We start from the raw sequence: 26160 nt of genomic DNA, 5'->3' as shown, positions 1-26160 counted from the left end.
ATCCTACAGTCTTGCCTTGATCCGGTTCTGTTTCCGGGTGACGTAGTCGCCGTGTTTCAATCTCTTGAAAACATACCAGTCGCCATCCGGAGCCTTGCGCTGGTAGATTACTTTGCCAGCCTGGCGGTGCTCGAAGCAGGTCATCGAGCCCTTCACGCCCCAGGAACCGTGCCATTGCGCACGCCAGCACAGCTTGCCGCCGCCGGGAATGAACCACATGCCGTCGCCATAGCCCGACTTGCCTTTGTCGTGGGTCCAGGACTCGAACTGTCTCTGCTTGACGGCAAAGAAGCCGGCGCCCTTCTTGCCCCACAGCCACGAATGGTTCTGATAGATCTGGTAGACGCCTTCGTCAGGAACCGCTGTGGCCTCTTGAGCCTGCTCGGCGATTTTCATCGCCGTCTTGGCTGTCGCAGGAGCCTGGAAGGCAAGAACAAGAACGGAGCAGGCGAATGCCGCTCCAAGATAATTTCCCACTACCCGCTTCACGAAACTTCTCCACAGACTGATTTACGCCACGCCTCAATCCTCATCCCGAACCGCTGGTTCGGGATGGATCACGATCAAACAAGGAGATTGGAAGTCGATCCCGATCGCGTCGGGGTCGATCAGCACGATGCGTCTACGGCAGGACGTGCTGGGTCACCCTCCAGTCGGGCAGACCATAGCCACCCAGCCACGGCCACACTTCCTTCTGGTTGAAGTAGACAACCGAAGTCAGCGCCGGGAACTCCGCGTAGGATTTGCGGGAATCTTCCTGCCATTTCGAGACATAGTCCTGCTTCCCGACATAGCCGAGTTCCGCAACGATGATCGGCTTGTTGAACACTGCAACGCGGTCATAGCCGGGCTTCAGCAGCTCAGCGAAGGTGCGGTCGCGGCCGGTCTCGTCATCATCTTTTTTCTGCAGACCGAACACCGACAGGCCGATGACGTCGACATAGTCGTCGCCGGGGTAGTATTTTTCCAAACCCTCTTCGCCTTTGGGCGACCACATGTACTTGGCTGCGGGGGCAGCTTTGCGGCAGATGTCGACTTCGCGCTTGTAAGCGGAGATCCAGTCCTTGGGAGCCCAGTTGGCCCAGGTGAAGCGGCCGTTCTTGTCTTCCATTTCCTGCGCCCAGCGAATGGTCACCGGGCTCTTCATCTGTCCCATCAGGTCGCAGATCGCCTGCATGTTGGCGTCATATTTGCCGCTCAAAATGCCGTCGCGCAATTCGGGCGGGGTGATGCGCCAGTCCTTGGACCAGGTCCACGGCTCAACCGTGATCAGCAGCGAACGGCCGCGCTGCAGCGCATAGGCGTCGGCGAGTGGCAGCGTCGACAGATCGACGTCTTCCCAGGGCAGGAACAGCTCTTCGATGCTGGCGCTCTTGTCGGCGCTGAAGTCGCCGTAGGGATCGTAGGATCCGAACGCCGAGGCGGCGCTGCTCGTCTGGACGGGGTCCGTCGCGGCTACTGAGCCAGCGCCTCCTGCCGTGGGGAACGCGGCGCTTCCGCCCAATGCCAGCGCGATTGCAAGTGCTTTTACTGTGGAGTGTTTCATGTCGATCTCCCATGGCCCCAACCTCTTGCGGAAGTTAAGGCTTCGCCCGTGCGCATCGATGCTTGATCGACACGATTACCCAAAACCGATCGGCTCTATTTGGCAGAATCTGCGGGATTTCGGAGCGACCCGTTGGCGGATGTGCGAAACCTGACACAGAGCCACCCAAAAATTATCTCTCAAGGCCCTATACAGGGGGCGCTCGAGAGAAAGTTCGCCGCGATACTCACAAATTCGCGTCAATATCCCGATATATCATCCCTGGCTAATTTAAGAGCCGGTCGCGACCAAGAGTCAAGTGCAATTAACGGTTGCTTAACCATGTGCGCGCGACATGGTTAACGCTGCTCTCAAAGTTCGATCCTTGCCGGACAGCTTTGGCCCATCGGCGAATTCTCCAGCGCTGAAAAATTTGCGGCTCATCGTTCACGTGCTGGTCGGTGGAAACTGTTCCACCGGACTATCCTTAACCAGTTCTGAAGAACCATAGTTAAGAAATAACTAATTTAGTTGACTCTAAGGATGCCTGAGCGGATTCTGCTGCTGGGTTAGGCTCATCGGCCGTCGTTTGGCTGATGCTCGGGTGGCGGCGTTAAGTGTATGAGTGTTTCCGCGGACGTGGGGATCATCGGCAGTAAGACCATGCCGAAACGGGGGCGTGGGGCAGCTCCGGGGAAGGCGGCGGAGAAGCCTCCTTTTCTGGTGCCCGTGCTGTCGGCCGCCCAGAAGCGGATCTGGAAGCTGGGACTTGCCTGCTGGTCGGTAACGTTCGGATTTTTCTGGTTCTGGTGGCTGCAGCCCGGGCACATCGAACACGTCATCCCATACATGCTGGCGACATTGACGCTCGTATGGCTGACATTCATGCCGATGTATTTTCTCTTGAACGTGCATGCGATGAAAAAGCCGTCCAGGCTTCACACGATCCCGAAGCATTCGCGTGTCGCGATGGTGGTGACCAAGGCTCCGTCAGAGCCGTTTTCCGTGGTTGCGCGAACCCTCGAGGCAATGCTGGCGCAGGACTGTCCGCATGATACCTGGCTGGCCGACGAGGACCCGTCCGAGGAAACGATTGCCTGGTGCGATGCCCATAACGTCATGATTTCGACGCGGCGCGGGCGGGAAGATTATCACCGCAAGGTGTGGCCCCGCCGGACGCGCTGCAAAGAGGGAAACCTGGCCTTCTTCTACGACCACTATGGTTATGAACGCTATCACTTCGTCGCTCAGATGGACGCGGACCACGTCCCGACACCAACCTATCTCAGGGAAATCCTGGTCGCCTTTGCCGACCCGGCGGTTGGCTATGTATCGGCGCCGAGCATATGCGACAACAATGCCGCTGAAAGCTGGTCGGCACGCGGCCGGCTGTTCCCGGAAGGGATGTTCCACGGACCTTTGCAGTCCGGCCACACGGGCGACGGAACGCCGCTCTGCATCGGCTCGCACTATGCCGTGAGAACCGCAGCGCTCAAGCAGGTCGGCGGCCTTGGCCCGGAACTGGCCGAAGATCACTCGACGTCCATGCTGTTCATTGCGGCTGGTTGGCGCGGTGTGCATGCCATAGACGCCATTGCCCATGGCGACGGCCCGCAAACCTTTGGCGATCTTGTCACGCAAGAGTTCCAGTGGTCGCGGAGCCTGATGACGATCATGCTCGAATACTCGCCCATATACCTTTCCAAGGTATCGCCACGGCTGAAATTCCAGTTCCTGTTCCGCCAGCTCTGGTATCCGCTTTTCGCCGTATTTTCGCTTCTCATGTACATCATGCCGATATACGCGCTTCTTACGGGTCAGAATTTCGCCAATGTGACGTATATTGACTTCCTTCTATACTATGCGCCGAACTCGATTTCGCTGATTGTGCTGGTGATGCTGTTGAAGTCCTTCGGGCTGTCGCGCCCACTGACCGCCAAGACGATCAGTTGGGAGGGAATGTTGTTCTCATTTTTCGCTCGTTGGCCGTGGGTGCTGGCGGGCACGCTGTCGTCGATCCGCGATTATCTGACCAAGTCGTTCGTCGATTTTCGCGTTACCCCCAAGGGCAGTGGCCCGAAAAACCTGCTGCCTGCCCGCGTTATTGTTCCCTATGTGGTGCTTGCAATGGGAGCTTCGCTGCCGGTCCTTCTTGTAGACCGCGCCTCGGACGCCGCCGGCTTCTACTGGTTCGCTGCCTTCAATGCGTTCGTCTACGGATTGCTTGTGGTCGTGATCATCACCAGGCACCTCGTGGAGAACAAAATTTCGTTGCGTTGCAATGCCGCGAAACTCGCCTTGCAGACCTCGCTCGCTGGCGTTGCGCTCTTCGTCCCGGGCGCCGCGTTCTGTGACCGCGGCCTGGAAGGCATATATGGGCTCCAGCAGGGGGCAGGCGGTATGCGCATCGTCAGCGTGGCCTACCCGGTTTCCGGAGCCGGGCGCGGCGGGAGCGGAACCCGCACATTCCATCTTGACCCCGCCTGGAATCCGCCACGCTGACGCCGACAGGCGTCCGTGCGCAAACAACTCCCCTGAACCGCATTTGCCTTGATAGCCGGCCGGCAAGCTGTAGCAGGGCCAGGCACGAGCCCAAAAGGTCAAATTTTAATAATATCCGGTCGAGTGCCGAAAGACCGCGCTCATCATATCGTTTGCATGATATTTAATAAGTCTCCCCTAATATACAGCCCATGATGTGAGTGGCGATGGGTCACTCGCGTGGTGCGGAAAGCAAATAAGAGCAATATATCTCCGCGCTCCAGCGACTTGTATTTCATGGCAGGGGATAGCGATGAACAAAATAATGGAAAGAGGGGCAAGGCTCGGCAAGAAACATGCCTGTGCATTTGCCGCGGTTGCATTGATCTCGATGATGTCCGGTTGCCAAAGCATGGATGCCACCAAGACGAGCTCGATCGGCACCAAGCCCGTGGTTCATTCGCTTGGCCAGAGGGTGCACTACGCCAAGGACAAGCGGCTGCATCTGATCAACCGCAAACCGCTCACCAAGATGACCAACGTGACGCGTACGAGGGAGGAGGCCTATGCGGCCTTCGTGCGGCCGCATAGGGTCGGCAGGCCGGCGACGGTGAAGGTCTCCTACAGTCTGGGCAATGGCGGCCCGCTCCTGGGTCATTCGCCCTGGATATGTGGTCCGAGCGGTTTCGGCCAGCGCGCCAGCTGCCGTTCGCGTTACTAAGCCATCAGACCTGAAGCGCGGCCGATTTGACTGCTGCCGGGTCTTTGCCGGGGGGCGCGAGTGGAGGGCGGGAGGTTTGCGCAGACGTTGCGCTTTGCCTCTTGCCCTCCAACCGCCATGCGTTCGTTAGGCGCGGACCTCCGTGGCATTCCGATCAGGTCACGATGCTCGGCCCGGGGCGTGCCAGCCGTCATTGTCGCCGCCCGGCGGCCGTGGCCGCGCGACATAGGCCGATGCTCCGTTCGCCTCGTGATAGACGCGTGCCAGCATTTCCGCCAGCACGCCCGACGTCACCATCTGCACCCCGGCGATGAGCAGGAAGAAGCCGGTGAACAGCATCGGGCGTGTTCCGATGTCTTCGGCGAAAAACAGCTTCAGGCAAAGCAGGTAGGCAAGGATCAGAGAACCCAGCGCGCCAAGCACGATGCCGATGCCGCCGAAGAAATGTCCCGGCCGTGTGCGATAGCGCATGAAGAAGTACATGAACACCAGATCGAGCACGACCCTGAAGGTGCGCGAAATGCCGTATTTGGACTGGCCGTGGATGCGGGCATGGTGCTTCACCACCTCCTGCGCGATGCGTCTGGGGGTCGTCACCGTGGCCAGCCATGCCGGGATGAAGCGGTGCATCTCGCCGTAGAGCTTGACGCTGCGGATGACGTTGCCGCGATAGACCTTGAGGCTGCAGCCATAATCCTTGAGGCGCACGCCGGTGACGCGCGCGATCAGCGCGTTGGCGATGCGCGAGGGCAGCCTGCGCATGAAAAACCCTTCCTGCCGGTCCTTGCGCCAGCCGACCACCAGGTCGAGATCCTCGCTCAGCAGGCGGTAGACCATACGCGGAATGTCGTAGGGATCATTTTGCAGGTCGCCATCGATCGTGGCGATGACGTCGCCGCGCGCCGCGTCGATGCCGGCCTGCATCGCGGCGGTCTGCTTGTAGTTGCGCACGAGCTCGACCGCATGCACATGCGAGCCGTAATGCGCTGCAAGGCGCCTGATCTCGCTCACCGTCGCGTCGGTGCTGCCGTCATCGACCAGCACGACCTCCCAGGGCTGGTCGTAGCGTTCCATCGCCTGGTGGATCCGTGCCAGCAGCGGCTCGACGTTTTCGGCCTCGTTGTACATGGGGACGACGATGGACAGCGTATGGTTCGGCATTACCGCGCCGTCAGGCAGTCCCGAAGCAGGGATGGGCAATACGTTCATTGGGATGGCTTCCTTGCAGGTCCGACAGCCGGATTTCCCGGCAGCGTCGATTTCGAGGGAAACAGCCAGGCGATCGCACCCGTGGCGATTGCCGAGCAGAAGATGAACAGGTGCAGCGCCAGCGCCGCCTGCAAGCCATTCTTCATCGTGATTCCGGAGGTGAGCAGCGCCGCCGCTGCTCCCGCTTCATAGGTGCCGAAGCCGGCGACGCCTTGCACCGGCAGTATGGCGGCTCCTTCGGCCCCAACGACGCCTGGAAAGGCGGTCGAAAAGGATGTCCCCAGCAGCATTGCCAACAACCATCCCTGCACAGTGAGCTTCAGGGACCAGTTCGCGATCGTCCACCACCAGCCATAGCGCGAGCGCCCGGTTGCTTCGGTGAACACATCTCGGAGCTTGCCGAGCTTCGCCACGATCTTGCCGCGGCCGGCCCAGTCATGCGGCGCACGCGCCCAGCGCGGCAGGTACCAGGCGGCGACGATCAAGACGGCCCCGCCCGCAATCCTAATCGCCGGATGCAGGCCCGGCCACACCGCCAGGGCGAGCACGCCGACGACGAAAGCGTCCTGCAGTCTGAACCACAGCAGTGAGGCGCTGGCGCGCATGATCGGTATGCCGAAGACCTGGCGCAGGAGCAGGGGAAAGGCCGTCTCGCCGCCGCGAAAGGGCACGACGTTGATCATCGCATTGTGGATCAGAATGACGCGCAGGCAGGCGCCGAAGCGGCCATGCACCTCGTCGCGGAACTCGTCGCAGACGCGCAGCGCACGCAAGACATAGGTGGCGAAGAACGCGATCGTCGCCACGGCGAAGGTGCCGGGCGTGATGCGGGCAAAGGCGTCGCCGACCATGCGCCAGCGCGAGTCGCTGGCGAGCCAGGCCAGCAGGGCCAGCGTCACAATGATCGAAATCGCTCGTTTCAACAATTCCTCCGGTCGCAACCGTCGAATTCCGCCAGCCGTAGAGATATTTGAGCTTGCTGGCCGGCTTGTCTCGCTTAGCTTGCTGCGTTGGGCAGGCGAGGGCGGGTCGGCAAGGTCGCTGACCGTCGCCGGATTTCCAACGTTTGCCTGATCCCCAGCCCATAAGCCCAACGGCCTGACCAGATCAAGGCCGGCTGATTTCATAAATCAGGAGGTTGTCCGAATCCAGCCGCTTGGTCCCGATCTTGTTGAGATAGTCGATCACCCCGTCATGATGCTCGATGAACGGCCGTTTCTGACTGTCTTCGGCATCCTTTGCCACGCCGAACCAATCCGCGCCTTGCGTGCGAAGTTCCTCAAGCTGTGCTATCGCGATGGCATCGTCCTCGACGAACCTGGACCACTCCACGTCGCCGCCACCAGGCGGAAACACCCACCCGCGCGCCCTGCTGTAATAGACTGCGACGGGATCTCCCACCTCCGGAGCGATGGCCACGACAAGATCGCCAGGTTGGGCCCTGCGCGCCAGCTCTTCGCCAAGCAACTTTCCATTCATGGCGAAGGGCGCCTTCATCGTCCGGACGAGAGGAAAAGTCGACCAGACAAGCATAGCGGCCACGATGCAAATCGACCGCAGAATTACCCCAGGAGACGGAACGGTTTTGGCTCCAAGCGTCGCCAGGACGACCGCGCCACGGCCGCAAAACATCGCAAATGGCACATGGAATATATGATAGTTCCATGGATTGGTCGTGATCTCACGTGCCGCAGCGAGATAAACAACAGAGGCCGCTGCAAGCCATATGAAAGGTATGGCCGAAAGAGCGCGTTCTTTCGATTCCGCGACTGGCTGGGGCGGCATCCAGAATCCGACCGCCATCAAAATCATGAACGGATAGCCATAAAACCACCAGACCGACGTGTTCCAAACAGATTTGAAATAGAAATCGTTGTTGAAAAACGTCCAGAATCCAGAATCCCAGATGTATCCGCTGCCCGCGACATGAAACGGCGGATAGGTTCGCCCGAGATAAATGGCCCAGCTGTAGTAGGCGCCGATGACGAACAGGCTGACCAGTCCGCTTATGAATACTTTGGCCGCATGCTTTCGCCGATTTTGCAAAAGCCAGCAAACCATCAGATAGAATATGACGCCTCCAGCAGCCAAACCCGGTGGTTTTGCAAGCACACCGAGGGAAAAGCTGGCTGTGGCGAAGGGGAGCAGCCACGCGCTGCCTCCCGTCCAGTATTTCGTGAAAAGCCAGACGCCCAAGGTTACCAGAGCCAGCATCGAGGGGTCGGGAAGAAACGAGCTGTCGATCATGATCGCCGCCGGCATCAGCGCATAGGCAAGTGCCGCGGCGTGGGCGTGCGTCTCGCCCCAGCATAACGCCGTTAGTCTGTGCAGTGAAAGCACCGTCACCAAGCCGAAAAGGGCCGCAATCATGCGGCCGAACCAGTCGTGCCAGCCAAAGAGTTGGTAGAGTATGGCGGTCAGATAGCTGACGATCTGGAACTCGCGGCCCTGATAGCTTGGCCCGGGCCCGGTCCAGCTGACCTCGGGGAAGAAGATGTTCCAGCTGCGCTGCTGGAAATTGTCGGCCATCATCGCGGTACTTGTTTCGCGCCAGCTGAAGGCATCGACCAGCGGCAAGGTTATGTTGTGGAACCTGAACAGGATCGCAATGAACAGTATCCCCAGCAAGATCGCCATGTTGGGGCTCACGGTGTTGCGAGCAGTCGTTTCCCGGACGGTCGACTGCTGCCGGTATTGCTGACCTTCGGCCTGGTTCAATTCCGGGTCGCCCGCCATTTGAAACCGCGTCCTCCCTGACGTCTGCGGATGTTGCTTTTGAGTGCGATTGTCAGAGTTGGCAGAGCATATGACACATTTCTTAATTTTGACGACAGCGGGATGCGCACATCTGGAACGGTTGTTGTCCGTCCGCTCGCAAAGGTTGACATCACCGTTCTCGCGACTGTTAAATAGTTCATACGGCTGTCAGAGCGATGATAGTGCTATCTTGGGCAAAACGGGCATGCGAACGCCAATTGTACTGACAGCTCTGAACGGATTGCCACCGCATGGTGTCGACCGTCGACGCAAACATTGTCGGTTCGCAACTTGTATGCAACTCATGTTTCTCCTGGCCCTCTGCGGCCAGACGGCGCTTTCGGGAACGGCGCACGCGGCTGCCGCCAAAGACGGCAGACCAGCGGAAACGGTCATCGCACCGGCTCCGACTGCCTACGAGCTGCAGCTTCTTTATGCCGACCGCACATGGATATGGAAAAACGGCGCGGCCTTTTTCGCGCAGGACAATCGACGTCTCCAGGCCTGGACGTCCGGGCAGGACACCGCGTCTGTCGCGGAGGGCAGATGGCTGGTGACCAAGGACGGCAAGATGTGCATGGAGCTCGCCTGGCGATCGAAAGGTTACACCGGCGAGCAGCACCGCACCTGCTACAGCCACCGCATTCAGGGCCGGAATATCGAGCAACGCAAGGATCCGGACGGGGAATGGTACGGTTTCAAGCGATCTCCCGAGAATCCTTCTGACGAATACAAGAAATTCGAAGCAGGCGACACCAAGGGCGCGCAGTTCGAAGTGACCCGCAAGCTGGTCGATGCCAAAAAGTAGGCCGCGCTTCCGGCCGCGCTGAGATGGCCTGGCTGTTCTTCCCGTGCGCCTGTCGTGGAACCCGCGAATCGCTTATAGTTGAGTGGCTCGGCAGGCGCGATCGGCGCGCCGATCGCATTTAATCGCATTCAATTGCATCACCCGGACGACAAGACGATGGCCTGCCATACGGTTTTGATGAAATTTAATAATTAGTGATATCTAATATAGCGTGTGATGTGCGAGTGGTCACTCATGCGGCGTGGAAGCGGCCCAAGTATAGTATGTCGCAATGCGCCCCTGGCTTATACTTGATAGCAAGGGACAGAGGATGAGAAATTCCGCGAGCGTATTTCGCTCAAGCAAGAATGTCGTGTCTATTGCCGCGGCTGTGGCGCTGAGCTCTATGGTTGCAGGTTGTCAAGGTATGGACGCAACTGAAACCGGTTCGGTCCTTATCAGGCCCATCGTCCACCCGGTCCGCAGTCAGCCCGCGGTCCAGCCCGTGCAGGCCAGATTTCTCGTGCGCTCGCTCCGGGCCGACCTTCCGATCCAGATGACAAGCACAATAGGGACCGAAAGTGCCTACGCCTTTGCACCGCCGCAACGGATCAAAGCCAGCACGCCGGCGCCGGTGAACATCTCGTTCAATCCGGGCGATGGCAGCACGTTCTCGGGCGGCTCGCCTTATATCTGCAGCCCTAGCGGATTTGGCCAGCGCGCGAGCTGTCACCCCCGCTATCTCTGACCCGTCGGGCGACGACCGGCGCTGCCGCCCTCACTGGCGGCAGTTTCATGGGCCTGGTCTTCAGTCCGAAAAAGGGAGCGGCCGTCCTGACAATCGTATCGATGTCTGAAAGCTCCGGCACAAAGCCAAGATGTTCGCGTGCGCTTCCCGGGTCGGCGTAGAGCTCCGCCGGATCTCCGGGGCGTCGGCTCCTGAACACTGCCGGAACCGGCCTCGACGTCATTCGGCCGACCGCCTTGACAATCTCCTTGATGGAGACGCCCCGCCCGGTGCCGAGATTGACCGCAAGGCTTCGCCCGCCACCCTCGAGATGCATGAGCGCTTTCAGGTGGGCGCGGGCCAGATCGGTGACGTGGATATAATCCCTTACGCAAGTGCCGTCCGACGTGTCGTAGTCGGTGCCGAAAACCTCGATCGCGTCGATGATGCCCGATGCGGCCATGAGCACTCTGGGAACCAGATGGGTTTCCGGCGAATGCCACTCACCGAGCTCGCCATCGGGATCGGCGCCACAAGCGTTGAAATAGCGCAGGATCGCAAATTTCATTCCGTATGCGGACGCATAGTCGCCGATGATCTGTTCGCCGATCAGCTTGGTGCGCCCATAGGGGCTGATCGGATTTTGCGAGGAGGTCTCGCGGACCGGCAACGCCTCCGGCACGCCGTAGGTCGCACAGCTGCTGGAGAAGATAATGTTTTCAATCGAACTCGCGCGTGCGGCGTCGAGCACCGCGATGGTGCCTGTCACATTGGTCGAATAATATTCGGCCGGCTCGCGAACGGACTCTCCGACATAGGCCAGCGCAGCAAAATGGATCACGGCCGTCGGCCGGTGCGTTTCCATCGCCCGCCGCAGTGCATCCCGATCCCGGATATCGCCGACGACAAGCGGCCCCCAGGCGACGGATCTCTCATTGCCGCGGCTCAGATTGTCGAAAACCACCGGCATGTAGCCGGCGGCGGCCAACTGCTTGCAGGTGTGGCTGCCGATGAAGCCGGCTCCACCCGTCACCAGGACCGCCGGCCGGCTCATGAAGCAGCAGCTCCTCTGGCGGTGTGACTTCCGTAGAGCAGGGTATCAAAATACTCGACGGTACGCGCGAGCCCCTGGCTCAAGCTGATTTTCGGCTCCCAGCCGAGATTGGCCCTGGCAAAGGAGATGTCCGGCTTGCGTTGCCTGGGATCGTCGACGGGCAGCGGCCGATGCACGATCTTCGATCGGGCGTTGGTGTAATCGACGACCAGCGTCGCCAGTTCCATGATGGTGAACTCGGCAGGGTTGCCGAGATTGACCGGGTGGGCGGGCGCGTTCGGCGCATTCATCAGCCGGATAAAGCCCTCGATCAGGTCGTCGGCATAGCAGAAGGAGCGCGTCTGCTGGCCGCTGCCATAGACGGTCAGGTCCTCGCCGCGCAGCGCCTGGACGATGAAGTTCGAAACCACACGTCCATCGTCGGGCTGCATGCGGCGACCGTAGGTGTTGAAAATGCGGGCGACACGAATATCGAGACCATAGGTTCTCGAATAATCGAAGAACAGGGTTTCGGCCGAGCGCTTGCCTTCATCGTAGCAGGAGCGCGGCCCGTGCGTGTTGACGTTGCCGAAGTAGCTCTCGGGCTGTGGATGCACGAAGGGATCGCCATAGACTTCGGACGTCGAGGCCTGGAATATCTTGGCCTTGTTCTGTCGCGCGAGTTCCAGAAGGTTCAGCGAGCCAAGCACGCTTGTCTTGAAGGTGTGGATCGGATCTGCCTGGTAGTGCGGCGGAGAGGCTGGGCAGGCGAGATTGTAGATCTCGTCGCACTGAAGGTCCGAAGGCAGTGCATCGACGATGTCGTGCTCGATGCAGCTGAAGCTCGGATTGCGCTGAAGGGCATTGAGATTGTATCTTTTGCCGGTGTGGAAATTGTCCAGCGCGACAACGTCGTATCCGTCCCGCAAAAGACGTTCGCACAGATGCGAACCTAAAAATCCCGCTCCTCCGGCGACAAGGGCGCGTCGTCGGCTTTGGCTGGCGTCCTTTTGGCTGCCGGATTCCAGTTTCAGAACCTTGACAAGCTTAGTCATGCTTTCCTCATACGCACCGAACACGCTACCGCCGGGCCGGGACAAAGCATCGCCCGGCCACGTTCCTGAGAACGTGGCAAACCTCCGCATCTGCGGAACCGCCATCACTGATGTGCGTCAATTGTTCTTGGCTTTCGCGAAGCTGGTGCGACTACACAACCTCCGTGCTGCCGCTCAGCATTCTCCGCGCCCCGAAATCGCGATCACACGCCCGGTGTCACCATCGATTGCTCGCCCAAATTGCACATCCCAACGCATCGAAAATATACCTGTGGAAATTATAGTCAACTAAATTAGCAATTCCTTAACCAAATGCGCTCGCGAATGGTTAATCATGAAAGCGGCTACGGCCTCTCGGACCGAAGCATGGCGCACAAGGCAAATCCTGTTTATGAATCAGCATATTGGCTCGATCGACGTCAATATGTTGCCGGACGCGGCAAGCTGTCCCTTGAGGTAGAATCAAAACCTGACAGCAAGAACGGCCAAGAATGAGCCGACAGCAATATTCAGCGCGGCGCGCGAAATACACGGCTTAATTTTTGAGCGCATAGGTAGAACGTTATCGGCATTGTTGAGCAGCCACGCCGCCAATCTGGTTGCGCTCGCACCCCGCACGGTCCACCTCCAGGGTGGCTGCCGCAACTGGCCATCGCCTTTTGGCCGTCGGGGCGCTATTGGCAAGGTTACGATACGCCATGGTGATGTGAATGCGCTTTCTGTTTGTCCTGATCCTGCTTGTCGGCGCCGGCGTCGGTGTCATCTATCCCTGGGCGATGAGCAATTTCTCCGGGCACGAGATCGGCACCTGGCGGGTCTATGAGCAAGGCCGTTTCAAGCCGCTGACGGTGCCGCTCTCCGGCCGCGATGCGCCGGTGCGGGTGCTGGTCGACCTGACCGCAAGAGCCGAGCGCATCGTCTCGCAGCAGCGCACCGTGCTGACGCTGACCGCCGCCAGCAATGGCCGCACGGTGCTCGCCTCGACGCTGCAGTTCAACCATTCCGACAATCCTCGCCAGGCCAGCCCGCAACTGCCCGACAAGATCTTTCGCGACGAGGCCGGCGTCATCGCGACCGTCAGCCCGGGTCCCTACGTCTTCACCGTCGGACCGGGTGATGCCGACGACATACCGATGCGGGCTGTCGATCTCATCCTGCGCTCCGGCGCAGGCGAGATCGACAGCCGTGCACGGCCGGTCGGCTTCGCGCTGATGGCGATCGGCCTGATCGGATTTTTGCTGACCTTGCGCACTCGAGGCGGTCGGCCGGAAAATCCAAACTCTCAGCCGCCACCGCCGCGCTGGGGCAGGGGCTGATGCATGTCGCCCAAAAGTGTGCAGCGGTTTTGGGACAACGACATGCATAACGGCACAAAACGATGAACTACCGCCACGCCTACCATGCCGGGAATTTCGCCGACGTCGTCAAGCATGTCGTGCTGACGCGCTTGCTCGAGTATCTGAAGCAGAAGGACAAGGCGTTTCGGGTCGTCGACACCCATGCCGGCATTGGCCGCTACGATCTGTCGTCGGCCGAAGCGCAGAAGACGGGTGAGTGGCAAGGCGGCATCGGCAGGCTGATCGATGCCCCGTTTGCCGCGCCGGTGGCAGCACTGCTCGCGCCTTATCTGGAGACAATACGGTCGCTCAACCCTGAGGGTGGCATCCAGAAATACCCGGGCTCGCCGTTGATTGCGCGCCATCTCATGCGCAAGCAGGACAGGCTGACCGCGATCGAGCTGCACCCCAAGGATGCCGCGAGGCTGAGGACGTTCTTTGCCGGCGATTTCCAGGCCCGGATCATCGAACTCGATGGCTGGCTGGCGCTCGGCGCCCATCTGCCGCCGAAGGAGAAGCGCGGCCTTGTTCTCATCGATCCGCCATTCGAGGAAGCGGGTGAGTTCGATCGCCTCGTCGACGGGCTCATAAGGGCGCACAAGCGCTGGCCAGGCGGCATCTACGCGCTCTGGTATCCGATCAAGGACCGCAAGGCGATCATCGCTTTCCGCAAGGCGCTGAAGCAATCGGGCATCCCGAAGCTGCTCGACATCGAATTCGAGATCAGGCCGGCCTCTTCGGAACCCAGCCTCGACGGCAGCGGTCTGCTGGTGGTCAATCCGCCGTTCACGCTGGAGGGCGAGCTGCGGACGCTGCTGCCGGCCCTGCACAGGCTGCTTGCGGTGGGGCGGCCGGCGCACTGGTCGTTGGAATGGCTGGCCGGCGAGCAGGCTTGAGACGGGCTCATTGACGACCCGGGACCCGCGCTCTTTTGGATCCGGACATGAACGTGCCAGAGCCATTCCGGTGCCGTGTAAATTCGGCTTTGGTCAAAAAGCAGTTTCAAACTGGGAAACCATTGTCAACGCAACCGCTTGACCGCCGCCGAGCGAATCCGCACAGTGCGCACAATCGACCTTGAGAGGCTGCCATGACTCGCTTCGCCAAATCCGCTCTTGCCGCCCTGATTTCGCTCTGCACCCCGCTTGCCGCGCCTCTCGGTATCACCCAGACCGTGCAGGCCGCCGATCTTACGGTCTATTCCGATGAAGACAGCGGGGTCTGCGGTCAGCCTTGGGTACTGAACAAGATCACCAGCCGCTTTTCCTATCAGGTGCATCACGTGCCGCATCTGCCTGATGTGCAGATCACCGATTTCCGGCGCATTCACCAGCATCGCTATCTGGCGGCCGACGATACCTGGCCGATCGGTCGCCGTTATTGCGGGGCCACCGTCAGCCTGTCCGACGGCCGCGATCGCACCATCTGGTACCTGATCGAGGAAGGCCAGGGCTTTGCCTCGATCGGCGACAATGTCGAATTCTGCGTCTCGGGCTTCGACCGCTGGATGGTCTACAACGGCCGCTGCCGCATTCTGCGCTAAACCCGGTTTCCCCTTCCAATCTCTTTCGCGCCTGTGGCTTGATCGGCTGCAGGCGTTTTTCGTGCTGCGTTGACAGCTGGCGCGATCCGTCGCATATGTATGAGACAGACCTGTCTCACCACTCGGTATGCGCCATGATACCATCGCCCGTTTCCGATAAGCGCCAGCACGTCGTTGAAACGGCCTACGTGCTGTTCAAGCGCGCCGGCTTCCATGCGACGGGTATCGACCGGATCATCGCCGAAGCCGATGTGGCCAAGATGACGATGTATCGCCACTTCCCCAGCAAGGACGAATTGATCGTCGAGGTGCTCGACTATCGCGCTATGCGTTTCGACCGCCAGCTCGACCGGCTCGCCCAGGAGGGCATTCCGCCGGAACAGAAAATCGGAAGGATCTTTGACTGGCATGCACGCTGGTTCCGCAGCGCCGATTTCCATGGCTGTCTGTTCGCTCATGCATTGGCCGAGTTCGGCGATCCCGGGCATCCGGTTTTCAAGGCCGTTGTCAGGCAGAAGAACGGCCTCAAGCGGCGCATGCGGTCTATCCTCGAAGAGATGATGCCGCGCGGCCGCGCCGAAAGCGTGGCGGCGACACTGCTTATGCTGATCGAAGGTGCGACCTTGCTGGCGCAGATGGGGCCGGCCGACGCCGCCATTCGCGACGCCCGCAAGGCGGCCATGGGCATCGTCGCTGCTTCGCGTAAGTCCCAATGAGCCCGCTGGTCATCGGGCTCGCATTGTTTGCGGCGATCCTGCACGCAACCTGGAACGCGTTCCTGCGCACGGGGGCCGACAGGTTGTGGACCGTCACCGTCATGAGCTTTTCCAGTACGGCGCTCGCCATCCCCTTAGCCTTCTTCCACGCCGTTCCGGCCGCGCCGGCCTGGTCCTACATTGTGCTCTCGGCCTGCCTGCAGGTTGGCTACAGTTTGTTTCTGGTGGCCGCCTACAGATATGGCGAGCTGGGACAGGTCTATCCGATCGTTCGCGGCAGCGTGCCGCTGCTCGTCACGCTCGGCGGTTTCTTCCTGGCCAACCAGCAGCTCACTCTGCCGCAGACCATCGGTGTCGCGCTGGTCGCGGGCGGCATCATGGGCCTTTCTCTCGGAAGGGGCAGGGCCGCCACGACATCGATACTCTATGCGCTGGCAACGGGAGCGATCATCGCCGCCTACGCGACGGTCGATGCGCTCGGCGTTCGGGCGGCAGGAAACGCCGGCGCCTATACCGCATGGGTGCTGGTGATCTACGGCGCGTTGCTGCCGGCGGCCTTCGTCGCCTGCCGTGGCCGGCTCACAGTCGACCTGGGTGCGCCGGAAACCTGGAAGGCGCTGGGCGGCGGCCTGTTTGCACTTCTGGCCTACGGTGTCGTGGTCGCGGCCTTCGCGCTCGGACCGGCCGGTCCGATCACCGCGATCCGCGAAACCAGCGTCGTCTTCGCGGCCTTCATCGGACGTCTGTTCCTCGGCGAGGTGCTGACGCCGCGGCGGGTCGGCGCCTGCGCCATCGTCGCGCTCGGCGCCATCTGCCTCGGCTATCAGCCGTGACGGAAATGCGCATCGCGCAGTTTCTCGATTTTCCTGATGGCGCCGACAGGTAAACCGGCTAGTCTGGACTCCCGAGAGCGGCATTACCCTCGGGAGTTTTCATGGATCTCGCGACCTCGCTTGCCTTTGCGGCCGCCTTCTTCGTGTTCGCTGCCAGCCCGGGTCCGGACAACATGACGATCGTCGCGCGCACAATCTCCAATGGCGCCGCGTCGGGCATCGCCTACGGTGCCGGCACCGTGGTCGGCATCCTCATCTTCCTGATCCTCGCCGCCTTCGGCCTGTCGATCGTCGCCGCCAAGATGGCGATCGTCATGACGGTGCTTCGCTATGGTGGAGCGGCCTATCTGGTCTGGACGGGCATCAGGCTGTGGATGGCGGCGCCCGTCATTCCCGAACTGCAGCCCATCTCAGGACGGCGAGGGCTGTTGATGATTTTTGCCACCGGCATCGCGCTCAATCTTGGCAATCCGAAAATGCCGTTGTTCTACATTGCGCTGTTGCCTAGCGTCGTCGGCGCATCGCTCGACGCAGGTCATCTCGGTGTGCTGATGATGGTGATCGTGGCCGTCGAGGTCGTGGTGATCGGCGGTCATGTCGTCCTCGCCGGTCGCGCCCGCAGCCTGTTGCGCACACCAAGGATCGTACGCCGGGTGAACCGCGCGGCGGGCGGTGTGATGATCGGCGCCGGCGTTGCCGTTGTTGCCGCGCGCTGAGCGGATTGCCCAGTCATCACGCTATTTCCTGCGCGCCGCCGCCTCGGCCTGATCGAGGATCTTGCGCAGGAATGCGGCATGGCCGCGGAACGCGCGCCGTCCGCTCGTCGTCGCCCTGACGCGCGTCTGCGGCCGGCGGCCGACGAACAGCTTTTCGATGTCGACATAACCAGCCCTGGCCAGCGTATCGAGATGCGCACCGAGATTGCCGTCGGTGACGTCCACGATGGCTTTCAGCCCGGTGAAATCCAGCGTTTGCCGCCTTTCCAGCATGCTCAGCGCCGCCATGATCCTGAGCCGAGTGCTCTGGTGGATGATTTCGTCGGCACTCATCGATTGGCTCCGGCGCAGCCAAGCCGGAGGCCGCCGACAACCATGCTGCCGCCGTGGCGGACCGTCTTGGCAATCTCGAACGGCGACAGCGCCGCTTGCTCCTGTGCGATCGACATTGAAATGCTCCAGCATGCTGTACAGAATACTCTGCCATGTAGAGTTATCTGTCAATTCACGAGCAGGCCGGTCTGCGTTCGTGCTTGACAAGACCATGCACCGATCGGCTGTCGCATTGCAGTATAGATCGTCCGCCTGCACGAGATGATCGCACCGATGAGGCAGCGGTCATGATATCGGCGGCCGACGATCGACACGCAAAGCTGCTCGCTGATCTTCGGAGCTTCACGAGAGGAGCGCTTCCGCGGACTGTGGAGAATGTCGGCGACACATTCTAGCCAATGGTCGAAGATCAGAAGTGAATTTCTGCGACGATCAGCACGACCATGTGCCGATCGTAACCGAAATTTAAGCTGCGAAAATCAGTCTATTGCTTCGCTGGCTAGCAAGCCGCGAGTCAGATATGCATGAGCGCGCCGGGTCATTACGGCCGTCGGCACAAAGGAAGGGGCATCGCATGGCTAAGCAGTCATCCAAAGCGCCGGCGTCCAAGGCACCGGCAAAGAAAGCACCCGCAAAAGCAGCGACGGCAAAGGTCGCAGCTGCAGTGAAGAAAGCAGCACCTGCTGCCAAGCCGAAGGCCGCGGCGGCCAAGGCAAAAGCAGCACCGGCCAAGAAGCCGGCAGCGAAAGCTGCTGCGAAACCGGCAGTGAAGAAGGCGGCACCCGCCAAGGCAGCGGCAAAGCCGGCTGCCAAGGCGGCACCGGCCAAGAAGCCTGCAGCGAAAGCCGCGGCGAAACCCGCAGCGAAGAAGGCAGCACCTGCCAAGAAACCGGCTGCCAAGGCTGCACCAGCCAAGAAGCCGGCTGCCAAGGCTGCTCCGGTAAAGAAGGCTGCGGCAGCGAAATCTTCAGCGCCGGTGAAGAAAGCGGCACCTGCGGCCAAGCCGAAGGCAGCGCCCGCGAAGGCCGGCAAGAAGTAGTCGCGCTTCCCTCGCCGGGGGCGGTGCCGAAACAGTCAAGGGCGGGTGCCTCACAGGGCGCCCCGCTCGTTGTTTAGGCAGTCGGAAGGCGAGAACAGAGGCGGACGGAGGATATCTTTTCGCAGCTCCCAGGACTTCGCCATAGGGCGGAGTCCGGTGGGGCTTTTTTCGTGTCATTCATGCGGGTGATGAACATCGGCGCGAGGCTCTTCGGTCTTGCCAGTCGGCTGGCGGCTTCGCGCGATCCCGGCAACCCGGCGGCCATGGTGACGAAGCACCGTCTTCATGGAGCGCTCGCTAAACGGCCCTGTCCGATGCGTCGCTCTGGCGGCTGGGTTTTCCGCTTCTGGCCATTGCCCGATCGCGCCCGATCGGTCAACACTGCCGGCCTGCAAAACAGGAAACGGATCATGCCCAGACTGCTCTATGCGTCGTCTTCTCCCTACAGTTCCAAGGTACGAATGGCGGCAGCCTATGCCGGCATCGCTGTCGATCTGGTGCCGATCAAGACCGAGGAGAAGCCGGCCGACTTGATGATCGCCAACCCGCTCGGCAAGATTCCGGTTCTGGTGCTCGACGACGGTCGCTCCATCCATGACAGTCGCGCCATCACCCAGCATCTCAACCGTTTGTCGAAGAGCGCGCTTTTTCCACGCAATCCCGACAAGCGGCTCGAGGCGGAAGTGCTGGAGGCATTGGCCGACGGCATTTGCGACTGTGCGCTGTCGATGGTCTATGAACGGCGCACGCGGCCTGAGGAGATGGTCTATCAGCCCTGGCTCGATCGCCAGTGGGCGAAGATCACGGCGGCACTCGACCTGCTCAACGCCAACCCGCCGAAGCTGCCGAAAAAGATCACCGCCGGCCAGATGGCGCTGCGCGCCTGCCTTGGCTATCTCGCGCTGCGCTTTGCCGGGAAATGGGAGAAGGGTCGCGCCCGGCTGACGCGGTGGGCGGCACGCTTCGACGAGAAGTTTCCAGAACTGAAGCCCTGCATTCCCGGTTGACCGCCCATTACCCGAATAGATTTACCCGGAAATCACGCGAGCATAAAAAAAGCCGGGCGCGAGGCCCGGCTTTTTCGTGTCGTGGCTTGAACGACTTAGAACTTCATACCGACGCCGAAGGTGACGCGGTTGTCGGTGGCCTTGACCTTGCCGATGCCATCGAAGCTCTTGCTGCCGAAGTCGGTGTAACGATACTCGACACGACCGAAGACATTGTCGGTCAGCTTGATGTCGGTGCCGAGACCGGCGGTCCAGCCGAGCAACGTGGCGCGGTCCGAACCGTATACGTCGTCTTCGACCTTCAGGCTTCTTCCGGCGAGACCGCCGGTGCCATAGAGCAGGATTTCCGGGGTCACGGCATAGCCGAGACGGGCTCGCAACGAACCCTCGAAGCCGGCCTTGGAATTGACGCCAGAATCGTCGCCCTTGACGCCGTTGTAGCCGAGTTCGGCTTCAGCGCCGTAGACGAAGTTCTCTTGCTGCCACTGATAGCCGCCGAAGACGCTGCCGACGAAGCCCTTGGTGCCGACGTCAACATTGTCAACACCCAGATCCTTTTCCTTGGTATGGCCGCTGAAGCCATAGCCGACGTTGAGACCGGCGTAGGGGCCGGCCCACGAAGCGACGGGAAGTTCAGCGATCGGCGCAGGTGCCGGCGGCTCTTCCGAAACCACGTCAGCAGCATAGGCAGTTCCGCTGAGGGCGAAGAGCCCGAGCGCAACGGCCAGCGGCCGTGCGAATTTGAGATTGGCTTGCAATGTTCTTTACTCCTTAAGCCACAGGACACAGGCTTGTTTCTCACGATCGCCATCGACCCGTCCGGGGGGTGAAACGGATCTGGCGTTCGTCGGTTCCAAATGTCGTGTCAAAATGCGGCTGAAGCGAACCTGAACTTGGGTCATTCCCCGGCGCAAATGAGGCAGAACCTTGACGTTGCATCTTCGCAACAGCGAAATGGCAGGAACCATCCGGTGCTGCGCTGCACATCGCTTGGTGCAAGGACTCCAGCACCCTATATTGCGGTCGGGCACGCCTGAGTCCAGGGCGGGCCAAGATGCCCAAACGGCCGTTTCGCCACAATGCTGCCCAAGGTGCGAACACCATTTAACGCATGCCGGGCCATATTTCGCCGGCACTGCTTTTCGGGCCGAAATTGAGGATTGACACCATATGAGCAAAGCCACTGTCACGGCGCTGGTGACGGGGGGGGCCAGGCGGATCGGCAGGGCGATCGTCGAGGATCTCGCCGCGCACGGTTTTGCCGTCGCCATCCATTGCAACCGCTCGCGCAGCGAGGCCGATGCGTTGGCTGCCGAAATCATCGCCGGAGGTGGCCGCGCCGCGGTGGTCGCCGCCGACCTGACCGATATGGACGCCATCGATGACCTTATCGGCGAGGCGCAAGCAGCGCTAGGGCCGCTCTCGCTGCTGGTCAACAACGCGTCGCTGTTCGAGGACGATTCGGTTCTGGATTTCGACTGGCGGGCCTGGGACCGGCACTTTGCCGTCCATGTGAAAGCGCCCGCGCTCCTGGCGCAGAATTTCGCCCGGGCACTACCGGCAGGGCAGGAGGGCCTGATCGTCAACATGATAGACCAGCGCGTCTGGCGGCCGACGCCGCGCTACTTCTCCTATGCACTGTCCAAATCGACGCTGTGGACAGCCACCCAGATGATGGCGCAAGCGCTCGGTCCCCGCGTCCGCGTCAATGCCATCGGCCCGGGGCCGACATTGAAGAACGCGCGTCAGGACGACAGCGATTTTGCAGCCCAAGTCGATGGCTTGATCCTCAAGCGCGGCCCGGAATTGCCGGAATTCGGCGCCACTATCCGCTATCTCTGGGAAGCGCGCTCGGTCACCGGCCAGATGATCGCGCTTGATGGCGGCCAGCATCTTGCGTGGCAGACGCCCGATGTGACAGGCATGACGGAATGAGTCCTATAGACCACAAAAGCAAGCCGCGCGGCGGTACCGACGATCTGCCTCCCGATATCGACCTCGAGGACGAGGCGGTCGAGGAGATGGTTGAAACCGTCGGTCCCGATGTCGCCTTCACCGCCATCGACTGGACGCCGCATGCCGGCGACGCGGAAGGGATGATCGGCGCCGAGGTGATCCAGACGCTGGTCAAGCGGCTGCCCAACGCGCCCGGCGTCTACCGCATGATGAACGCTGCCGGCGATGTGCTCTATGTCGGCAAGGCACGCAGCCTGAAGAAGCGCGTCACCAACTACGCGCAAGGCCGTTTCCACACCACCCGCATCGGCCGCATGGTGCGCGAGACGTCGACGATGGAGTTCGTCGTCACCCGCACCGAGATCGAAGCGCTGCTGCTCGAAGCCAATCTTATCAAGCGCTTGCGGCCGCGATTCAACGTCCTGATGCGCGACGACAAGTCGTTTCCCTATATCCTCTTGACCGGCGACCATGTCTCGCCCGGCATCTACAAGCATCGCGGCGCGCGCTCGCGCAAAGGCGATTATTTCGGTCCCTTTGCTTCGGCCGGTGCCGTTGGCCGCACCATCAACTCGCTGCAGCGCGCCTTTCTGCTGCGCAGTTGCACCAACTCGTTCTACGAGAACCGCACGCGGCCATGCCTGCTTTATCAGATCAAGCGCTGCGCCGGCCCCTGCACCGGCGAGGTCTCGCACCAGGACTATGCCGAGCTGGTCAATGAGGCGAAGGACTTCTTGTCCGGCCGCAGCCAGAAGGTGAAGACGGAAATCTCGGCCGCCATGCAGCAGGCGTCGGAAGCTCTCGATTTCGAGCGCGCCGCGATCTATCGCGACCGGTTGGCGGCCCTGTCGCATGTGCAGAGCCACCAGGGCATCAATCCGGCGACCGTCGACGAAGCCGATGTCTTCGCCATCCATCAGGAAGGCGGCCAGGTCTGCATCCAGGTGTTCTTCTTCCGCACCGGCCAGAACTGGGGCAACCGCGCCTATTTCCCCAAGGCCGATCCGGCGTTGGAAGCAGCCGAGGTGCTGGGCTCGTTCCTGGCGCAGTTCTATGACGACAAGCCGACGCCGCGGAACATTCTTCTGTCGCATGGCGTCGAGGATCAGGAATTGCTGGCCGAGGCGCTCTCCACCCGCGCCGGCCGCAAGGTCGCAATCTCCGTGCCACAGCGCGGCGAGAAGAAGGACCTGACCGACAACGCTTTGCAGAATGCCCGCGAAGCGCTCGGACGCCGGCTGGCTGAAACCTCCACCCAGGGACGCCTGCTTGCCGGTTTCGCCGAGACATTCGGCCTGCCGAAGCCGCCAGTGCGCATCGAGGTCTACGACAATTCGCACATCATGGGCACCAATGCCGTCGGCGCCATGGTCGTTGCCGGACCGGAGGGGTTCGTGAAGAACCAGTACCGGAAATTCAACATCCGCTCGACCGAGATCACGCCTGGCGACGATTTCGGCATGATGCGCGAGGTGATGGAACGGCGGTTTTCGCGGTTGCTCAAGGAGCATGGCGATGTCCCGGCTGGGGATGCAGCCGACGGTTCGGCAGACGATATGGAGGACGATATCTCCGGCAGCTTCCCGGCCTGGCCCGATGTCATCCTGATCGACGGTGGCCAGGGCCAGATGACCGCGGTGCGCAAGATCCTCGCCGATCTCGGCATCGAGGACCGCGTGGTTGCCATCGGCATCGCCAAGGGCCAGGACCGCGATGCCGGCCGCGAGCGGTTCTTCGTCAAAGGCAGGGACTCGTTTTCCCTACCGGTCCGCGACCCCGTGCTCTATTTCGTCCAGCGGCTGCGCGATGAGGTTCACCGTTTCGCGATCGGCTCGCATCGGGCTCGCCGCAAGAAGGAAATGGTCAAGAGCCCACTTGATGAGATCAGCGGCATCGGTCCCGGCCGCAAGCGGGCATTGCTGCTGGCATTCGGCACCGCCAAGGCGGTCAGCCGCGCGGCCATCGAGGATCTGCGGAAAGTCGACGGGATTTCCGAGCAGGTGGCGAAACTGGTCTACAATCACTTCCACGAGAGTTGAAAAATCTGGCACTTTCATCTGGCCTGTCGAATCTGGCCTGTTGACCCCCCACATTCGCTTCTGATTTGAGTAGGCAGGCAGAAAGAGTTTCCCGGATATGGCCAAGCGCGCGTTCAACCTGCCCAACATGCTCACCTACGCCCGCATCGTCGCGGTGCCGATGGTGGTGCTGTGCTTTTTTCTCGAAGGACATCTGAAGTCGAGCGACTTTGCCCGCTGGTCGGCGCTGATCATCTTCCTGCTCGCCTCGATCACCGATTATCTGGATGGCTATCTGGCGCGCGCCTGGCAACAGACCTCCAACATCGGCAAGATGCTCGACCCGATCGCTGACAAGCTGCTGGTCGCCACCTGCCTGCTGCTGCTGGCTGCGGACACCGATCGCCATGCGGGCATTGCCGGCTGGTCGTTGTGGGCGGCGATCATCATCCTGTGCCGCGAAATCCTCGTCTCGGGCCTGCGCGAATATCTGGCGGCGCTGAAAGTCTCGGTGCCGGTGACGCAGCTGGCAAAATGGAAGACCGCCATCCAGATGGTCGCCATAGCGTTCCTCTTGGCCGGACCAGCCGGCGACAAGATCTTTCCGCTGACCACCCAGACCGGGCTGGTGCTGCTGTGGATCGCGGCGTTGGTCACGCTCTACACCGGCTACGACTATTTCCGCGCCGGCCTCAAGCACATCATGGACGAGTGAGATGACGACCCGGCTCATCTATTTTGCCTGGGTGCGCGAGCGCATCGGCATGCCCGAGGAAGACGTCGACTTGCCGGCTGGCATCGAGACGGTCGCCGATCTCCTGCGCTGGCTGAAATCGCGCGGCGAGGGCTACGAGCACGCGCTGCAATATCCTGACGTCATCCGTGTCGCCATCAACCAGGAGCATGTCGAGCACCGCGAGAAGATCGCGGGCGCCCGCGAAATCGCGCTGTTCCCGCCGATGACCGGGGGCTGACATGACCGGCGCGGTCTTACCTGTCGTGCGCATTCAGCGCCAAGATTTTGACGTCGCGGCCGAGATCGCCAGACTGACGCTAGGCCGCGCCGATATCGGCGCCGTGGTGAGCTTCTCAGGCCTTTGCCGCGACGAGCAGGGCGCGCTCTCAGCGCTCGAGCTCGAACACTATCCCGGTATGGCCGAAGCAGAAATCGCCCGCATCGCTGCTGAAGCGGTCGAGCGTTGGCCGTTGCAGGGGCTCACCGCCATCCACCGCCACGGGAAGATCGCGCCCGGCGAGAACATCGTGCTGGTGGTGGCAGCCTCCGCGCACCGCCATGCGGCGTTCGAGGCGGCGAATTTTCTCATGGACTATCTCAAATCGCGCGCGCCCTTCTGGAAGAAGGAGCATCGGGCTGACGGTTCGGAGGGAGGCTGGGTCGAGGCCAAGGAAGCCGATGCAACGGCCGCGCAACGCTGGAAAGCGTCCGAATAAGATCGCCGCAGCCATGCATTGACCGCAATCCTTTGGCCAATTGGCGGAATTGGTCGGCCTGGGCATTGGCAACCCGGGGCATTGGCAGCCCAGGGCATTGGCAGCCCGGGGTGAGGGAGATGGTCATGCTGGACAGGATCGCGGAGTTCTTCATCTTCGGTTTCGTGCCTCTGGTCGTCGGCATATTGGCCGTTCCTGAGCAGTCTGTTGCCGCCGAAAAGGCAGTGAGAGGCGAAGTGATCTATCGCGAGCGCATTGCCTTGCCGCCCAGTGCCGTGCTCTCCGTGCAACTTGCCGATGTGTCGCTGGCCGATGCGCCGGCCACCATTATCGGCGAGCAGAAAGTGAAGCCGACCGGCCAGGTGCCGATCAGCTTCGAGATCAAATTCGACCCTTCCGTCATCCGGTCGCAGATGACTTACGCGTTGCAAGCCCGCATCACCGTCGACGACAAGCTCCTGTTCATCTCCGATATGCGCCATCAGGTCGATCCGCTGACCGACGTGCCGCAGACCATCATGCTGAAGATGGTCGCCCCGAACGCCGAGCCGACGGTTTCGGTCTTCGACCAGCTCTGGCTGGTCGACTATGTCGACGGCATCGGCGTCATCGCTGCCCCGCAAGCGACATTCAGGGTCAGCGAGGCCGGCAAGGCGGGCGGCAGCGGCCCCTGCAACACCTATTTCGCCACCGCCAAGGTCAATGGGCAAACGATCGTGATCGGAGACATCGGTTCGACCTACAAGGCCTGTGCGCCAGAGGTGATGGCCGAGGAAAAGGCGCTGTTCGATGCGCTGGCCAAGGCGGCGTCTTACCGTGTCGAGGCCGGCAAGCTCATCATATCAGGCAAGGATGGCCGCGAGATCCTGCGCTTTAGCGCGGCGAGCTGACCCCCAACGAAAAAGGCCGGCGAAA

The 26160-nt window shown here is 61.2% G+C and carries 27 protein-coding genes; 18 read left to right on the top strand and 9 right to left on the bottom strand.

Annotated elements, in window-relative coordinates; genetic code table 11:
* Nucleotides 1–3: 3 nt before the first annotated feature.
* Nucleotides 4–489, bottom strand: coding sequence for a DUF995 domain-containing protein (locus LB519_RS28265; protein WP_013532503.1), 486 nt, complete (start codon nucleotides 487–489; stop codon nucleotides 4–6).
* A 133-nt stretch (nucleotides 490–622) separates the two neighbouring features.
* On the bottom strand, nucleotides 623–1546 hold the full coding sequence (locus LB519_RS28260) for a glycoside hydrolase family 26 protein (protein WP_224621684.1): 924 nt from the start codon (nucleotides 1544–1546) through the stop codon (nucleotides 623–625).
* A 600-nt stretch (nucleotides 1547–2146) separates the two neighbouring features.
* Here LB519_RS28260 and LB519_RS28255 point away from each other — a divergent pair.
* A complete protein-coding gene (locus LB519_RS28255) occupies nucleotides 2147–4027 on the top strand; it encodes a glycosyltransferase family 2 protein (protein WP_127384679.1) in 1881 nt (626 codons plus the stop codon).
* Nucleotides 4028–4319: 292 nt separating this feature from the next.
* Entirely contained in the window at nucleotides 4320–4727 is a 408-nt protein-coding gene (locus LB519_RS28250; protein ID WP_224621683.1) for a hypothetical protein, read from the top strand.
* Between the two features lie 159 nt (nucleotides 4728–4886).
* Here the strand turns inward: LB519_RS28250 and LB519_RS28245 are convergent, their stop codons facing one another.
* The 3 genes from LB519_RS28245 to LB519_RS28235 form a co-directional block, all read right to left on the bottom strand.
* Entirely contained in the window at nucleotides 4887–5888 is a 1002-nt protein-coding gene (locus LB519_RS28245; RefSeq protein ID WP_224621701.1) for a glycosyltransferase family 2 protein, read from the bottom strand.
* Nucleotides 5889–5932: 44 nt separating this feature from the next.
* Complete coding sequence (locus LB519_RS28240) at nucleotides 5933–6859, bottom strand: lysylphosphatidylglycerol synthase transmembrane domain-containing protein (RefSeq protein ID WP_013532498.1); 927 nt, start codon at nucleotides 6857–6859, stop codon at nucleotides 5933–5935.
* A gap of 184 nt (nucleotides 6860–7043) precedes the next feature.
* Complete coding sequence (locus tag LB519_RS28235; protein WP_224621682.1) at nucleotides 7044–8672, bottom strand: ArnT family glycosyltransferase; 1629 nt, start codon at nucleotides 8670–8672, stop codon at nucleotides 7044–7046.
* 226 nt (nucleotides 8673–8898) lie between these two features.
* Here LB519_RS28235 and LB519_RS28230 point away from each other — a divergent pair, with 226 nt between their 5' ends.
* Nucleotides 8899–9501 (top strand): DUF995 domain-containing protein, encoded by a 603-nt coding sequence (locus tag LB519_RS28230; RefSeq protein ID WP_224621681.1) that lies wholly within the window; start codon nucleotides 8899–8901, stop codon nucleotides 9499–9501.
* Between the two features lie 680 nt (nucleotides 9502–10181).
* Here the strand turns inward: LB519_RS28230 and galE are convergent.
* Nucleotides 10182–11261 carry a UDP-glucose 4-epimerase GalE gene (galE, locus tag LB519_RS28225; RefSeq protein ID WP_063171800.1) on the bottom strand — a complete coding sequence of 360 codons (1080 nt, stop codon included), beginning with the start codon at nucleotides 11259–11261 and terminating at the stop codon, nucleotides 10182–10184.
* Nucleotides 11258–12295 (bottom strand): UDP-glucuronic acid decarboxylase family protein, encoded by a 1038-nt coding sequence (locus LB519_RS28220; RefSeq protein WP_024504301.1) that lies wholly within the window; start codon nucleotides 12293–12295, stop codon nucleotides 11258–11260. Before LB519_RS28220 ends, galE begins: the two co-directional genes overlap by 4 nt.
* Before the next feature lie 366 nt (nucleotides 12296–12661).
* On the opposite strand from LB519_RS28220, the gene LB519_RS31280 reads away from it, so the two are divergent.
* The 7 genes from LB519_RS31280 to LB519_RS28190 all read left to right on the top strand — a co-directional run bounded on the left by LB519_RS31280 (nucleotide 12662) and on the right by LB519_RS28190 (nucleotide 17440).
* Nucleotides 12662–12790: a hypothetical protein gene (locus LB519_RS31280; protein ID WP_255337192.1), complete on the top strand. Its 129-nt coding sequence runs from the start codon at nucleotides 12662–12664 to the stop codon at nucleotides 12788–12790.
* 215 nt (nucleotides 12791–13005) lie between these two features.
* Nucleotides 13006–13611 carry a hypothetical protein gene (locus LB519_RS28215; RefSeq protein WP_013532492.1) on the top strand — a complete coding sequence of 202 codons (606 nt, stop codon included), beginning with the start codon at nucleotides 13006–13008 and terminating at the stop codon, nucleotides 13609–13611.
* 62 nt (nucleotides 13612–13673) lie between these two features.
* Nucleotides 13674–14528: a 23S rRNA (adenine(2030)-N(6))-methyltransferase RlmJ gene (locus tag LB519_RS28210; RefSeq protein ID WP_013532491.1), complete on the top strand. Its 855-nt coding sequence runs from the start codon at nucleotides 13674–13676 to the stop codon at nucleotides 14526–14528.
* 194 nt (nucleotides 14529–14722) lie between these two features.
* Nucleotides 14723–15175 (top strand): hypothetical protein, encoded by a 453-nt coding sequence (locus LB519_RS28205; protein ID WP_013532490.1) that lies wholly within the window; start codon nucleotides 14723–14725, stop codon nucleotides 15173–15175.
* 134 nt (nucleotides 15176–15309) lie between these two features.
* On the top strand, nucleotides 15310–15891 hold the full coding sequence (locus LB519_RS28200; RefSeq protein WP_224621679.1) for a TetR/AcrR family transcriptional regulator: 582 nt from the start codon (nucleotides 15310–15312) through the stop codon (nucleotides 15889–15891).
* Nucleotides 15888–16724, top strand: a complete 837-nt coding sequence (locus tag LB519_RS28195) for a DMT family transporter (RefSeq protein WP_224621678.1) — start codon at nucleotides 15888–15890, stop codon at nucleotides 16722–16724. Before LB519_RS28200 ends, LB519_RS28195 begins: the two co-directional genes overlap by 4 nt.
* 101 nt (nucleotides 16725–16825) lie before the next feature.
* Nucleotides 16826–17440 carry a LysE family translocator gene (locus LB519_RS28190; protein ID WP_013532487.1) on the top strand — a complete coding sequence of 205 codons (615 nt, stop codon included), beginning with the start codon at nucleotides 16826–16828 and terminating at the stop codon, nucleotides 17438–17440.
* Between the two features lie 21 nt (nucleotides 17441–17461).
* On the opposite strand, the gene LB519_RS28185 is transcribed toward LB519_RS28190, so the two are convergent.
* The gene (locus LB519_RS28185) at nucleotides 17462–17773 is read right to left on the bottom strand and encodes a transcriptional regulator (protein ID WP_013532486.1); all 312 of its coding nucleotides are present in this window, start codon (nucleotides 17771–17773) and stop codon (nucleotides 17462–17464) included.
* A gap of 574 nt (nucleotides 17774–18347) precedes the next feature.
* Between LB519_RS28185 and LB519_RS28180 the strand changes: the two genes are divergently transcribed.
* Both LB519_RS28180 and LB519_RS28175 read left to right on the top strand, forming a co-directional pair.
* Nucleotides 18348–18812 carry a hypothetical protein gene (locus tag LB519_RS28180; RefSeq protein WP_224621677.1) on the top strand — a complete coding sequence of 155 codons (465 nt, stop codon included), beginning with the start codon at nucleotides 18348–18350 and terminating at the stop codon, nucleotides 18810–18812.
* A gap of 410 nt (nucleotides 18813–19222) precedes the next feature.
* On the top strand, nucleotides 19223–19819 hold the full coding sequence (locus LB519_RS28175) for a glutathione S-transferase family protein (protein WP_013532484.1): 597 nt from the start codon (nucleotides 19223–19225) through the stop codon (nucleotides 19817–19819).
* A 95-nt stretch (nucleotides 19820–19914) separates the two neighbouring features.
* Here LB519_RS28175 and LB519_RS28170 read toward each other — a convergent pair whose 3' ends face one another.
* Nucleotides 19915–20577, bottom strand: a complete 663-nt coding sequence (locus LB519_RS28170; protein ID WP_013532483.1) for an outer membrane protein — start codon at nucleotides 20575–20577, stop codon at nucleotides 19915–19917.
* Between the two features lie 412 nt (nucleotides 20578–20989).
* Here LB519_RS28170 and LB519_RS28165 point away from each other — a divergent pair, with 412 nt between their 5' ends.
* The 6 genes from LB519_RS28165 (at nucleotide 20990) to LB519_RS28140 (ending at nucleotide 26135) form a co-directional block, all read left to right on the top strand.
* On the top strand, nucleotides 20990–21754 hold the full coding sequence (locus LB519_RS28165) for an SDR family oxidoreductase (RefSeq protein ID WP_013532482.1): 765 nt from the start codon (nucleotides 20990–20992) through the stop codon (nucleotides 21752–21754).
* A complete protein-coding gene (uvrC, locus tag LB519_RS28160) occupies nucleotides 21751–23814 on the top strand; it encodes an excinuclease ABC subunit UvrC (protein WP_224621676.1) in 2064 nt (687 codons plus the stop codon). Before LB519_RS28165 ends, uvrC begins: the two co-directional genes overlap by 4 nt.
* Before the next feature lie 97 nt (nucleotides 23815–23911).
* Nucleotides 23912–24508 carry a CDP-diacylglycerol--glycerol-3-phosphate 3-phosphatidyltransferase gene (pgsA, locus tag LB519_RS28155; RefSeq protein WP_013532480.1) on the top strand — a complete coding sequence of 199 codons (597 nt, stop codon included), beginning with the start codon at nucleotides 23912–23914 and terminating at the stop codon, nucleotides 24506–24508.
* Between the two features lies 1 nt (nucleotide 24509).
* Nucleotides 24510–24767: a molybdopterin converting factor subunit 1 gene (moaD, locus tag LB519_RS28150; RefSeq protein ID WP_013532479.1), complete on the top strand. Its 258-nt coding sequence runs from the start codon at nucleotides 24510–24512 to the stop codon at nucleotides 24765–24767.
* Between the two features lies 1 nt (nucleotide 24768).
* Complete coding sequence (locus LB519_RS28145; protein WP_063171808.1) at nucleotides 24769–25245, top strand: molybdenum cofactor biosynthesis protein MoaE; 477 nt, start codon at nucleotides 24769–24771, stop codon at nucleotides 25243–25245.
* Nucleotides 25246–25370: 125 nt separating this feature from the next.
* A complete protein-coding gene (locus LB519_RS28140; RefSeq protein ID WP_013532477.1) occupies nucleotides 25371–26135 on the top strand; it encodes a YbaY family lipoprotein in 765 nt (254 codons plus the stop codon).
* Nucleotides 26136–26160 lie beyond the last annotated feature (25 nt).

Origin of the sequence: Mesorhizobium sp. AD1-1 (genome assembly GCF_020164655.1) — a bacterium.
Classification (GTDB): domain Bacteria; phylum Pseudomonadota; class Alphaproteobacteria; order Rhizobiales; family Rhizobiaceae; genus Mesorhizobium; species Mesorhizobium ciceri.
The sequence above is the reverse complement of the archived record's forward strand: the minus strand, read 5'-3'. Positions and strand labels throughout refer to the sequence as shown.